The sequence below is a fragment of the Bradyrhizobium sp. Arg816 genome (genome assembly GCF_029989365.1).
Lineage (GTDB): Bacteria > Pseudomonadota > Alphaproteobacteria > Rhizobiales > Xanthobacteraceae > Bradyrhizobium.
The window spans coordinates 172,936-184,832 of the sequence record NZ_JAPRAQ010000013.1 but is presented as its reverse complement, the minus strand read 5'-3'; the positions used below and the strand labels follow the sequence as shown (position 1 = coordinate 184,832).

Annotated in this window: 11 protein-coding genes; 9 read left to right on the top strand and 2 right to left on the bottom strand. The window is 64.8% G+C overall.

Translation table 11 applies throughout. The annotated features are described in order from the left end of the window. The first annotated feature begins 10 nt into the window (after positions 1-10). Together uxuA and OWC48_RS28620 are read left to right on the top strand one after the other, a co-directional pair. On the top strand, positions 11-1,201 hold the full coding sequence (gene uxuA / locus OWC48_RS28625; protein ID WP_282522992.1) for a mannonate dehydratase: 1,191 nt from the start codon (positions 11-13) through the stop codon (positions 1,199-1,201). A gap of 115 nt (positions 1,202-1,316) precedes the next feature. Then, positions 1,317-2,468: an alpha-hydroxy acid oxidase gene (locus OWC48_RS28620; RefSeq protein WP_282522991.1), complete on the top strand. Its 1,152-nt coding sequence runs from the start codon at positions 1,317-1,319 to the stop codon at positions 2,466-2,468. A 20-nt stretch (positions 2,469-2,488) separates the two neighbouring features. On the opposite strand, the gene OWC48_RS28615 is transcribed toward OWC48_RS28620, so the two are convergent. Next, positions 2,489-3,427, bottom strand: a complete 939-nt coding sequence (locus OWC48_RS28615; RefSeq protein ID WP_166344129.1) for a LysR family transcriptional regulator — start codon at positions 3,425-3,427, stop codon at positions 2,489-2,491. 212 nt (positions 3,428-3,639) lie between these two features. Between OWC48_RS28615 and OWC48_RS28610 the strand changes: the two genes are divergently transcribed. From OWC48_RS28610 to OWC48_RS28585, 6 genes are all read left to right on the top strand, one after another. Then, the gene (locus OWC48_RS28610) at positions 3,640-4,722 is read left to right on the top strand and encodes an ABC transporter ATP-binding protein (protein ID WP_282522990.1); all 1,083 of its coding nucleotides are present in this window, start codon (positions 3,640-3,642) and stop codon (positions 4,720-4,722) included. A gap of 36 nt (positions 4,723-4,758) precedes the next feature. After that, on the top strand, positions 4,759-5,475 hold the full coding sequence (locus OWC48_RS28605; RefSeq protein ID WP_282522989.1) for an HAD family hydrolase: 717 nt from the start codon (positions 4,759-4,761) through the stop codon (positions 5,473-5,475). Between the two features lie 3 nt (positions 5,476-5,478). Then, entirely contained in the window at positions 5,479-6,798 is a 1,320-nt protein-coding gene (locus OWC48_RS28600) for an FAD-binding oxidoreductase (RefSeq protein WP_282522988.1), read from the top strand. 28 nt (positions 6,799-6,826) lie between these two features. Next, on the top strand, positions 6,827-7,873 hold the full coding sequence (locus OWC48_RS28595; protein WP_282522987.1) for an ABC transporter substrate-binding protein: 1,047 nt from the start codon (positions 6,827-6,829) through the stop codon (positions 7,871-7,873). Between the two features lie 68 nt (positions 7,874-7,941). Further along, positions 7,942-8,754: an ABC transporter permease gene (locus OWC48_RS28590; protein WP_282523022.1), complete on the top strand. Its 813-nt coding sequence runs from the start codon at positions 7,942-7,944 to the stop codon at positions 8,752-8,754. Next, positions 8,751-9,536 (top strand): ABC transporter permease, encoded by a 786-nt coding sequence (locus OWC48_RS28585; RefSeq protein WP_282522986.1) that lies wholly within the window; start codon positions 8,751-8,753, stop codon positions 9,534-9,536. Before OWC48_RS28590 ends, OWC48_RS28585 begins: the two co-directional genes overlap by 4 nt. 145 nt (positions 9,537-9,681) lie before the next feature. On the opposite strand, the gene OWC48_RS28580 is transcribed toward OWC48_RS28585, so the two are convergent. Then, positions 9,682-10,332 carry a TetR/AcrR family transcriptional regulator gene (locus tag OWC48_RS28580; protein ID WP_085405284.1) on the bottom strand — a complete coding sequence of 217 codons (651 nt, stop codon included), beginning with the start codon at positions 10,330-10,332 and terminating at the stop codon, positions 9,682-9,684. Between the two features lie 208 nt (positions 10,333-10,540). Here OWC48_RS28580 and OWC48_RS28575 point away from each other — a divergent pair, with 208 nt between their 5' ends. After that, entirely contained in the window at positions 10,541-11,881 is a 1,341-nt protein-coding gene (locus OWC48_RS28575; protein ID WP_282522985.1) for an MFS transporter, read from the top strand. Positions 11,882-11,897 lie beyond the last annotated feature (16 nt).

The following is an 11,897-nucleotide window of genomic DNA, read 5'->3' as shown; positions in this document are numbered from 1 at the left end:
GAGTGATCACATGATGCTCGAGGGATGGCGCTGGTACGGGCCGGGTGATCCGGTGTCCTTGGATGACGTCAGGCAGGCCGGGGCGACCGATATCGTCTCGGCGCTGCATCAGGTGCCGATCGGCGAAGCCTGGACGCGCAAGGCGGTCGAGGAGCGCAAGAATTTCATCGAGCACGGCCAGCCCGGCCGCTCGCAACTGACCTGGTCGGTGGTGGAGTCGATTCCAATCCCCGACGACGTCAAGCGGCTCGGGGCTAAGGCGACGGCTTCGATCGACGCGTGGATCGCGAGTCTCGAAGCGGTGGCGGCGGCCGGCATCAAGATCATCTGCTACAATTTCATGCCGGTGGTGGACTGGTGTCGCACCGATCTGGAATGGGAGCTGCCGAACGGCGCCCGCGCCATGCGCTTCGACCAGGACCGTTTTGCCGCGTTCGAGCTGCATATCCTGAAGCGTCCCGCCGCCGTGCAGGAATACTCCCCCGAGCAGCAGGCGCGCGCGAAAGAGCTGTTCGACCAGATGAGCCAGGCCGATATCGACTATCTCGTCATGGTCATCGCCAGCGCGTTGCCGGGCTCGACCACCGAGCCGATGACCATCCCGCAATTCCGCGACCGGCTGGAGACCTATCGCGACATCACGCCAAAGATCCTGCGGCAGCATCTCGCCGAATTCCTGGGCCGCGTCACGCCGGTCGCCGAGCAACTCGGGGTGTCGCTGACGCTGCACCCGGACGATCCGCCGCGCCCGCTGTTCGGCCTGCCGCGCATTGCCTCGACCGCCGACGATTATCAGGCGCTGTTCGACGCCGTGCCGTCCAAGGCCAACGGCATCTGCCTGTGCACGGGCTCGCTCGGCGTGCGCGCCGGGAACGATCTGCCTGCGATGGCCGAGCGCTTCGGACCGCGCATCGCGTTTGCGCATCTGCGCGCGACCAAGCGCGAGGCCGACGGCCTTTCCTTCTACGAGTCCGATCATCTCGATGGTGACGTCGACATGGTCGCGGTCCTGAAGGCGCTGTTGAAGGAGAACGCACGGCGTTCGCCCGACAAGAGAATCGTGTTCCGTCCCGACCACGGCCATCGTATGCTCGACGATCTCGCCGCCACCAAGCGCACCAATCCCGGCTACACCGCGATCGGCCGCCTCCGCGGGCTCGCCGAGCTCCGTGGCGCGATCAGGGCGATCGAGCATCGATAGGAGACCGGCGGCTTCCATCAGGCGAGAGATCGCCGCGATGGCAACCGCTAGCAGCATCGGCGGCGCGATGGCAGGATGATCGACGCGCAGAGCATGCCGTGAGCGGAGTTGAGAAATGCGCCTGACACAGTGTCATAACTTCCACGATTTCCGGCGGCTGGCGCGCCGCCGACTGCCCGGTCCGATCTTCGACTATATCGATGGCGCGGCCGACGATGAGACCACCCATCGCCGTAACAGCGCGAGCTTCGAGCATTGCGACCTTCTGCCCAACGTGCTGCGCGGTGTGCAGGACGTCGATCTGTCGGTCACCATCATGGGCCAGAAGCTCGCGCTGCCGTTCTACTGCTCGCCGACCGCCTTGCAGCGCCTGTTCCATCATGAAGGCGAGCGTGCCGTCGCCGCTGCCGCGGCGCGCTACGGCACCATGTTCGGCGTCCCCTCGCTGGGCACGGTGTCGCTCGAGGAATTGCGCAAGGCCCACGACACGCCGCAGGTCTATCAATTCTATTTCCACCGGGATCGCGGTCTCAACCGCGCCATGATGCAGCGCGCCAAGGACGCGGGCGTCGAGGTGATGATGCTGACGGTCGACAGCATCACCGGGGGAAATCGCGAGCGCGATCTGCGCACCGGCTTCAGCATTCCCTTCCGCCTGACGCCCGCGGGCATGTTGCAGTTCGCGATCAAGCCGATGTGGGGTATCCAGTATGTCAGCCACGAGAAATTCAGGCTCCCGCAACTGGAGGAGCACGTCGACATGAGCGGCGGCGCCATGTCGATCGGCCGCTACTTCACGGAGATGCTGGATCCCGCGATGAATTGGGACGATGTCGCGGAGATGGTGCGGACCTGGAACGGGCCGTTCTGCCTGAAGGGGATCATGTCGGTGGAAGACGCGCGCCGCGCGGTCGATATCGGCTGTGCCGGGATCGTTCTTTCCAATCATGGCGGCCGCCAGCTCGACGGCTCCCGCTCGGGATTCGATCAGCTCGCCGAAATAGTCGATGCCGTGGGTGACCGCATCGACGTGATGATGGACGGTGGCATCCAGCGCGGAACCCATATCCTGAAAGCGCTGTCGCTCGGGGCCAAGGCGGTCGGGCTTGGACGATACTATCTCTATCCGCTCGCCGCCGCCGGCCGGCCCGGCGTCGAACGGGCCCTCGGCCTGCTGCGGGCCGAGCTCGTGCGCGATATGAAGCTGATGGGATGCACGTCGATCAGCCAGCTATCGCGCGCCAATCTGCGTTTCCGGCCGGGGTAGCGCGCCGCGATCATTCGGCATCAATAGCAGGCGGCCATCGCACCGAGCTTCGGATAGAGCCGGTCGATCGCGGCGATCTCGCTTTTCATCTGCGCGATGATCCAGTCGCGGATTTCGGCGGCGATGGGGCGCATCGGCCGGTTACGCGGCGGCAGGAATTCGCAGATGCGGCGCGTGGTGGTGAGCGTATCGGAAGCCGGCACCAGCGCGCCGGTCAGGAGCCAGTGCGAGGCCACCGTCAACCAGCCGAGTGCGATGCCCTGGCCGAGCAGGGCGGCCTGCATCACGACGGCATAGTCGGTGAAGCTCAGCGCCTTGGCCGCGCCGCGGCGGCCGGTGAGAAGCGAGGCGTAATCCGCCGCCCAGTCGCCCGGCGTCTCGGCGAGGCGAATGATGGTGTTGCCTTCAGCGGGATCGGTCTCGCCGAGATAGCCAGGGCTGCACATCGGCAGCATGACTTCCTTCATCACCAGCGTGCCGCCGGATGAGGGCTCGTCGCGGTCACGAAAGCGCATGCCGAGATCGACATTCTCGACCGGCCCGCGCAGCGCGCCGGAGATCAGCTGGAAGCGCAAATCGACGTCGGGAAACTGCTTCTGGAGCTTGTCGATGCGCGGCATCAGCCAATGCGTGGTGAAGGCGGAGGAGACCGACAGCGTCACCGTCTCGGTGCCCTTGCGGCGCCGCTCGATCTCGACGAGCCCGGTCTCGATGCTGCGAAAGCCTTCGAGCACGCGGCGATAAAGCAGCTCGCCTTCCTCGGTGAGCACCGCGCGCCCCGCAGTGCGGTCGAACAGGCGGACGCCGAGATGCTCCTCGAACTGTCCGAGCATCCGGCTCACCGCCGGCTGCGTGACGTTGAGCTCGGCTGCTGCCGCCGTGAAACTGCCATTGCGCGCCGCTGCGTCGAAGACGAACAGGGCGTTACTGGAGGGCAGCATCCGGCGCAGCTCGGGCATAACGCCATGTTATGGACGCGGTGAGAATTTGGCAATTGCCGAGTTTTGCCAAGTCTGGTGTCATTGGCATCACAGCCTAAAGATAGGGCCTGCGAACGAAGATTTGGTGCGGTGCACGCTTCGGCCGTGAGTGCTCAAAATTCCTGTCTATAAAGCAGGCTTATGGCGCGCAGTGAGGCACGCCATTGCAGGGAACGAGGCGAGGTCGATCGTTGGACAAACGAGCGGAAAGCGTCGAGATCAGGTCCGCGAGCAAGGCGTATGGCGCCGTTCGCGCTCTCGACGACGTTTCGCTCAATGTCGGCGCCGGCGAGTTCGTCTCGCTGCTCGGGCCCTCCGGCTCCGGCAAGACCACGCTGCTTGGAATTCTCGGCGGCTTCATCCTGCCATCGCGCGGAACCATCCTGTTCGGCGGTCGTGATGTCACCTGGATGCCGCCGCACAAGCGCGACATCGGCGTGGTGTTCCAGAACTACGCGCTGTTCCCGCATATGAGCGTCGGCGAGAACGTCGCCTTTCCCCTGCGCGCGCGGCGCCTGCCGAAAGCGAGCTGGCCCGACAAGGTGCGCGCAGCGCTCGCGATGGTCGGCCTCGCCGGCTATGAAGAGCGCGGCATCGCGCAGCTCTCCGGCGGCCAGCGCCAGCGCGTGGCGCTGGCGCGTGCGATGATCTTCGAGCCGCGCCTGATCCTGATGGACGAGCCGCTCTCAGCGCTCGACAAGCAGCTGCGCGAATCCATGCAGATCGAGCTGCGCACACTGCACAAGCGCATCGGCGCCACCATCATCTACGTCACCCACGACCAGCGCGAAGCGCTGACCATGAGCGACCGCGTCGCCGTGATGAAGGACGGCCGGTTGATCCAGATCGACGCGCCCGAGCGGCTGCACGATCATCCCGCGGACTCCTTCGTCGCGAGCTTCATCGGCGAAGCGACGATGCTGCCGGTTCGCCGCGTCGATGCCTCCAGCGTCGCGCTCGGAAATGCGCTGCTGCGTAGCGCCCGCGCGATTCCGGACGGCGATGCGCTGATGCTCGCCGTGCACAGCGAAAAGCTCCTGATCGACGACGGCGCGCAGGATGACGCCTGCAACCGGCTGACCGGGACGGTCATCGACATCGTCTACCAGGGCGAGAGTCTCCGCATCTTCCTGGCGCTCACCGATGGCATCGCGCTCAGCCTGCGCCAGCCGAGCTATCACCAGGCCTACAGCCGCATCCCGCCGCTCGGCGGCAGCCTCACCGTGACCCTTCACCCCGAGGACACCATCGTTGTCCCCAGGGCGGGGGACTGAACTCAAGCCCTGTTCAACCGAGAGAAGAAACCAAAGATGTCGTCAGCAGCCTCGTTCAGCAATTTCAAGGTTCTCACCTTCGACGTCGTCGGCACCTTGATCGATTTCGAGACCGGCGTGCTTTCCGCGGTGCGCAAGATCTCCGGCAAGTCGCCGGCCGAGCTCAGCGACGAGCAGATCTTCGAGCCCTACAAGCGCGGCCGCGACAAGCATTATGAGCGCTCGAGCGAGGCGATGTTCCACGTCTATCGCCATCTCGCCAAGGAGCTCGGACTTCCCTCCGACGATGCGTCCTGCGACGTGTTCCAGCTCTCGGTGTTGCGCTGGGGGCCGTTTGCGGATTCGGTCGAGGCGCTGAAGCGCTTGCGCACGAAGTTCCGGCTGGTGGCGATGACCAATGCGGACCGCGTCGCGCTCTCCTGCTACGCGCACGCGCTCGGCAATCCCTTCGACGACACCGTCTGCGCCGACGATACCGGCGTTGCCAAGCCGAACCCGGAGTTCTTCGCCTTCAACAAGGGGCGTCAGTCCGCGTTCGGCTACAAGCAGTCCGACATTCTGCACGTCGCGCAGAGCCAGTACCACGACATCGGGATCGCGCGAAAGCTCGGCTACAAGGTGTGCTGGATCGAGCGTCGCCAGGGCATCGGCGGTTTCGGCGGCACGCCGGCGGTCGAGACGCTGACCAAACCGGACTTCCACTTTTCGACGCTGAAGGCGCTCGCGGACGCGGCGATCGGACCGGCGGCGTAAGGCATGAGCGGCGGCATGGCACGGGACTGGAGCGCATTGCCATCGGCCAATTCGCTGTGGGAAGCCACGGCGGAGCCGGCGCGCGCGTTTCCCGTGCTGTCGGGTGAGCGACAGGCGGACGTGGTGATCATCGGTGCAGGCTACACGGGCCTCTCCGCGGCGCACCACATCGCCAAGAGCGGCTTGTCGCCGGTTGTGCTCGAGGCCAACCGGCCGGGCTGGGGCGCGAGCGGGCGCAATGGCGGGGTGATCACCGCAAAATTTCGCCTGTCGTTCCGCGAGATCGACGCCGCGCATGGCCGCGCCATGGCGCGGCGCATGTACGAGATCGCGCATGAATCGACTGACATGGTCGAGGAGCTGGTCTCCGAGTTCGGCATCACCAGCGCGGCGCTGACGCGCACGGGCCAGGTCAAGGCCGCGCATAACGAGACGACGCTGAAGGCCGCGATCGACGAAGCCAATTGGATGACGCGCGAGATGGGCTCCGCCGAAGTCCGCATCCTCGACAAGCGCGGGGTGCGTGACGAAACCGGCTCCGACATTTTTGTCGGCGGCGTGCTCAATCCCGGCTCCGGCGGCATCCATCCGCTGAACTATCTGCGAGGGCTCGCCGAAGGCGTCGGGCGCCGTGGCGTTCCGATCTTCCAGGAGTCGCCGGTGGTCAAACTCCGGCGCGAGAAGGACGGCATTGTCGCCGAGACGCCGCAAGGCGCGGTGCGCGCGAAACAGGCGATCATCGCCACCAACAGCTATTCCGATCTCACCAGTGCGACTGCGCAGATGCAGCGCACGCTGATCCCGTTCCGCAGTGCGCTGGTCGCGACGGAGCAGCTGCCACGCAATCTCGCGGGCAAGCTGATGCCGACCGGGCGCACCTACACCGAGACCAAGCGCATGATGCGCTGGTTCCGCATGGTCGACAACCGCGTCATCTTCGGCGGCCGCGGTGCTTTCGGCAAGCAGGACTCGCAGGCTGCCTTCGACGCCTTGCGCAAGGCGATGGTCGGCATCTTCCCTGGCCTTGCCGACGTTCCGATCGCCTACAAATGGTCGGGCCTCGTCGGCATGACGCTGGACTCGGTGCCGCATATCGGCCGGCTCGACGACCGCACGTTGGTCTCGATGGGCTACAATGGCGCCGGCGTTGCGATGTCGAGCCTGATGGGCCGCTATCTCGCGGCCTTCGTGCGCGGCGAGACGCCCGAGGTCGGGCTGCTCGATATCAGGCGCATGAAGGCGATCCCGTTCTATCCCCTGCGCGAGCCGGCCGTGCGCATGGTCGCCGGCTGGTACCAGTTTCTCGATGCGATCGGTCAGTGAGATCTCTTTGGCGATGGAGGAGGCGAGGATGACGACGACACGCAATTTTGGATTGGGCTTTGCCGTGCTGGGCGCAATCGGATTTACCACCGCGGCTGATGCCGCCGAGCAGATCACCTTCGTCTCGCAAGGCGGCGCCTATCAGGCGGCGCAGACGGTGGCGATCCTCGATCCCTCCGCCAAGAAGCTCGGCATCACCATCAACCAGGACTCCATTCCCGACGCCTGGCCCGCGATCAAGACGCAGGTCGGCAGCGGCAAGCCGATCTGGGACGTGGTGGATACCCCGACAGGCAACTGCCTGCGCGGCGGCGAGCAGGGGCTGATCGAGAAGCTCGACTTCTCGAAGATTCCAAACGGCGCGGCGATGCCGGAGGCCTATCGCAGTCCCTATTCGGTGTCCTACGAGTTCTATTCCAGCGTGCTGTCCTACAGCCAGAAGACCTTCCCGAAGGACGCGCCGAACAGCTGGGCCGATTTCTGGGACGTGAAGAAATTTCCCGGCCGCCGCGCGTTGCGCAACCATCCGTTCGCTACCCTGGAGGCCGCGCTGATGGCCGACGGCGTCGCGCCCGACAAGCTCTACCCGCTCGACGTCGACCGCGCCTTCAAGAAGCTGGAAGAGATCAAGCCGCACATCACGGTGTGGTGGACCTCAGGCGCGCAGTCGGCGCAGCTTCTCAATGACGGCGAAGTCGACATGGAGATGGCCTGGAACGGCCGCGTCAGCGCGGTGGCGAAGGAGGGCGCGAAGGTCTCCTTCACCTACAACCAGGGCGTTCTTCAGAGCACCTCGCTCTGCATCCTCAAGGGCGCGCCGAATCTGGAGACGGCAGTCAAATTCCTCAATGAGGCCGTCGATCCCGTGCACCAGGCCAATCTTCCGCTCAACATCGACTACGGCCCGGGCAATCCGAAGGCGTTCGAGACCGGCGTGATCAAGCCCGAGCGCGCCGCGCAATTGCCGAGCGAGCCGGCGAACGCGGCCAAGCAGGCGCTGATGTCCTACGCCTGGTGGTCCTCGCCCGCGGGCGAGGCCGCCGAGAAGCGCTGGGCGTCGTTCATGCAGAAGTGAGCGAGGCAGCGTTGACGATAACAGTGCCAGATTCCTCCCAAAAGCATCAGCGCCGCGAGCATGCGCTGATGCTGGCATTGGTGTCGCCGGCGCTGCTGGTGATCCTGGCTCTGATCGTGCTGCCGGTCGGCTGGCTCGCCTGGCAGTCGATCTACCATGACGGTTTTACGCTGGAGAACTATCGCCGGGTCTTTACGGAAGACATCTACTGGCGCAGCTTTGCGCTGACCTTCGAGATCAGCCTCGCCGTGACAGTCATCGCGTTGCTGCTCGGCTATCCCGTCGCCTACCTCGCCAACGCGGTGCCGAAGGGCTGGAGCATCCTCATCCTGTCGCTGGTGGTGCTGCCGTTCTGGACCAGCGTGCTGGTCCGCGCCTATGCCTGGCTGGCGCTGCTCCAGCGCACCGGCGTGATCAACCAGTTCCTGCGCTATCTCGATGTCATCTCCGAGCCGCTCGCGCTGGTGCACAACACGTTCGGCACGGTGGTTGCGACCGTGCACATCCTGCTGCCGTTCATGGTGCTGCCGCTCTATGCCACCATGCAGAAGATCCCCGGCGATTTGATGCAGGCCGGCGCGAGCCTGGGGGCGAGCCCGTCGCTGACGTTCTTCCGCGTGTTCCTGCCGCTGTCGCTGCCGGGCGTGCTCGCCGGCTGCACCATGGTGTTCGTGCTCTGCCTCGGCTTCTACATCACGCCGGAATTGCTCGGCGGCGGCCGCACCGTGATGGTGTCGATGCTGGTCAGCCGCAATGTCGAGCTCTACAACCAGTTCGGCGCCGCGAGCGCGGTCGCCGTGGTGCTGCTCCTGAGCGTGCTCCTGATCTTCTTCGCCGTCAGCCGCTTCATCTCCCTCGATCGCGTGTTGGGGCAGAAATGACGCGCACTTCGCCCGCACGGATTGTCCTCTACGTGATCAGCGCGCTGGTGCTGGTCTATCTGATCCTTCCCGTCCTGATCATCGCCCCGATCTCGTTCTCCAGTGCGCGCTTCCTGACGTTCCCGCCGCCGTCGTTCTCGCTGCGCTGGTACCAGCAATATTTCGCCAATCCGGCCTGGATGCAGGCGACGCGGGTGACGCTGACGGTCGCGTTCTTCACTGTCCTGATCGCAACGCCGTGCGGGGTTGCGGCGGCCTACGCGATCAGCCAGTCGAAGCTGCGCATCATGCGCATGTTCCATATGGCGCTGCTGCTGCCGCTGGTGGTGCCGATCATCATCACTGCGGTCGGCATTTTCTTCGTCTATGCAAAGGTCGGCCTGGTCGCGACCATGCCCGGCCTCGTGCTGGCGAATGTGATGCTGGGCTTGCCCTATGTCGTCATCTCGGTGCTTGCGGGCTTGCAGAGCTTCGATCCGGCGCAGGAGATGGTGGCGCGCAGCCTCGGCATGAACCGCCTGCGCAGCTTCTTCGCGGTGACGCTGCCGCAGATCAAGTCGAGCGTGGTCGCGGGCGGCATCTTCGCCTTCATCTCGGCGATGGACGAGACCATCGTCGCGTTGTTCATTTCCGGCGGCCAGTATCAGCCGCTGACCAAGCGCATGTTCACCGCGCTCCGCGACGAGATCGACCCGACCATTGCCGCGATCTCGACGCTGATGACGGCGGCGTCGTTCATGCTGGTGCTGCTGGCGAGCACGCGGGGGAAGAGGAGCGGGTGAGCGCGATGCCGCCCCATTCTCGGTGTCATCGCCCGACTTGATCGGGCGATCCAGTATTCCAGAGACAGTGGTGATTAGGCCGATAGGCCGCAGCGTACTGGATGCCCGGTCAAGCCGGGGCATGACAGCGAGTGCGTGGTGGCTGCTAAGCCTTCGCCCCCAGCCACGCCAAGATCATCTCCACGATCTGCGTCCGGCTCTTCGCCAGCACCCTGGGCTCGCTGAGGTCGCGGTCGAACAGCGCCCCAAACGTGTGGCGGTTGGCGACGCGGAAGAAGCAGTAGGAGGAGATGGCGAGGTGCAGGTCGATGGCGTCGACGTCGTCGCGGAAGACGCCTTCGCCGCGGCCGCGTTCGAGGATGCCGTCGAGTGTCGCGATCACGCTGGCGTTGAGCTGGCGCAGTTGCAGATTCTGCTTGAGGTGCTTGCCGTGGTGGATGTTCTCGATGCTGACGAGGCGGATGAAGTTCGGATTGCGCTCGTCATGGTCGAAGGTGGCCTCGATCAGCCGGCGCAATCCCTCCCGGGCATCGCAGCTTTCGATGTCGAGCTGGTCCTCCAGCGCGCGGATGCTGCGATAGGCCTCCTCCAGCACCGCGAGGTAGAGCTGCTCCTTGCCGCCGAAATAATAATAGATCATCCGCTTGGATGTGCGCGTCCGTGCCGCGATCGCATCGACGCGGGCGCCGGAATAGCCCTCCGAGGCGAATTCGGCCATCGCCACTTCGAGGATGTCGCGCTTGGTGCGCTCAGGATCGTTGGTGCGCTTCGATGGGGGCGGCATGCGCTCGAGCATTACTGTTTCTCCCGCCAGTTTCCACGGATCACCTTGAAGGTGAAGGCAAATTTCGCCTGCTGTAGCATTGATCCAACGCCTATTGCATAAACGTACTAGTTCGTACATTATTGCTCCAGACCAAAGTTGCGGCAACCAGAACCAGAAAACGCGCGCGAGGCGACCTGCCTGACGCGAACCGCACCGGCCAGATGGGGAGGAGCCTTCAATGACGTTGACGTCAACCGCACCGCTGCGCGCATCATCCAGCGCGGAAGCCACGCCGAACAAGCTGCCGAAGCGCGCCGCGCTGGTCAGCTTCGTCGGCAGCATGCTCGAATACTACGACTTCTTCATCTACGGCACCGCTGCCGCGCTGATCTTTCCAAAAGTGTTCTTCGCCAATGTCGATCCACCGACCGCAACGCTGCTCGCGTTGCTCTCCTTCGGTATCGGCTATATCGCGCGCCCGGTCGGCGCCGTCATTCTCGGCCATTTCGGCGACCGCATCGGCCGCAAGACGGTGCTCTTGTTCACGCTGGTGCTGATGGGCGGCTCGACGCTGGCGATCGGCCTGTTGCCGGATGCCAAGACGATCGGCAATGCCGCGCCTGTCATCCTGACGCTGCTCCGTCTGTTGCAGGGCCTGTCGGCTGCCGGCGAGCAGAGCGGAGCCAACTCGCTGACGCTGGAGCATTCCGCCAATTCCAACCGCGCCTTCTTCACGAGCTGGACCCTGAGCGGCACCCAGGCCGGCGCGATCCTTGCGACATTGGTGTTCATCCCGGTGTCGAGTCTGCCGGAAGACCAGTTGTTGAGCTGGGGCTGGCGCATTCCGTTCCTGCTCTCCGCGCTCGTGCTGCTGGTCGCCTATCTGGTGCGAAGGACCATGCCGGAAACGCCTGTCTTCGAAGACATCAAGGACAAGGCGCAGGTGGCGCGCTTCCCCGTCGTTACGCTCTTGCGCGACTACTGGCCGGATGTGCTGCGCGTCATCGTCTGCGCGCTGATTGCGACCGTGAGCACGATGACCGCGGTGTTCGCGCTCGGCTATGCCACCAGCAAGTTCGGCGTCGCGCGCCCGACCATGCTGTGGGCCGGCGTGCTCGGCAATGTCACGGCGCTGATCACCCAGCCGCTGTGGGCGCTGCTGGCCGACAGGATCGGCCGCAAGCCGGTGTTCATCGGAGGCGTGCTCGGCTGTGCGGCGCTGGTGTTCCCGTACTTCATGCTGGTGACATCGGGGAATACGCTGGCGATCTTCGCCGCGGCGATGATCCTCTCGGGTGTCATCTACGCCGCGCCGAATGCGATCTGGCCGTCGTTCTATGCGGAGATGTTCGACGCGCGCGTGCGTTACTCCGGCACGGCGATCGGCACGCAGCTCGGCTTCCTCGCCGCCGGCTTCACGCCGCTGGTGAGTGCAAGCCTGGTCGGCGAGGGACCGAACGGCTGGATTCCCGTGGCAATCTTCGTTGCCTGCTGCTGCGTGATCTCGGCGGCATCAGCGGCCACCGCGCGCGAAACCCACAATGTCGACATCGCCGATCTCGGAAAGCAGCGCGCTTGAGACAAGACAGAGTAAC

What these genes read in the sequence shown, in the direction of transcription:
- uxuA (WP_282522992.1), top strand. Translation starts at nt 11, where the DNA reads ATGATGCTCGAGGGATGGCGCTGGTACGGGCCGGGTGATCCGGTGTCC.
- OWC48_RS28620 (WP_282522991.1), top strand. Translation starts at nt 1,317, where the DNA reads ATGCGCCTGACACAGTGTCATAACTTCCACGATTTCCGGCGGCTGGCG.
- OWC48_RS28615 (WP_166344129.1), bottom strand. Translation starts at nt 3,427, where the DNA reads ATGCCCGAGCTGCGCCGGATGCTGCCCTCCAGTAACGCCCTGTTCGTC.
- OWC48_RS28605 (WP_282522989.1), top strand. Translation starts at nt 4,759, where the DNA reads ATGTCGTCAGCAGCCTCGTTCAGCAATTTCAAGGTTCTCACCTTCGAC.
- OWC48_RS28600 (WP_282522988.1), top strand. Translation starts at nt 5,479, where the DNA reads ATGAGCGGCGGCATGGCACGGGACTGGAGCGCATTGCCATCGGCCAAT.
- OWC48_RS28595 (WP_282522987.1), top strand. Translation starts at nt 6,827, where the DNA reads ATGACGACGACACGCAATTTTGGATTGGGCTTTGCCGTGCTGGGCGCA.
- OWC48_RS28590 (WP_282523022.1), top strand. Translation starts at nt 7,942, where the DNA reads ATGCTGGCATTGGTGTCGCCGGCGCTGCTGGTGATCCTGGCTCTGATC.
- OWC48_RS28585 (WP_282522986.1), top strand. Translation starts at nt 8,751, where the DNA reads ATGACGCGCACTTCGCCCGCACGGATTGTCCTCTACGTGATCAGCGCG.
- OWC48_RS28580 (WP_085405284.1), bottom strand. Translation starts at nt 10,332, where the DNA reads ATGCTCGAGCGCATGCCGCCCCCATCGAAGCGCACCAACGATCCTGAG.
- OWC48_RS28575 (WP_282522985.1), top strand. Translation starts at nt 10,541, where the DNA reads ATGACGTTGACGTCAACCGCACCGCTGCGCGCATCATCCAGCGCGGAA.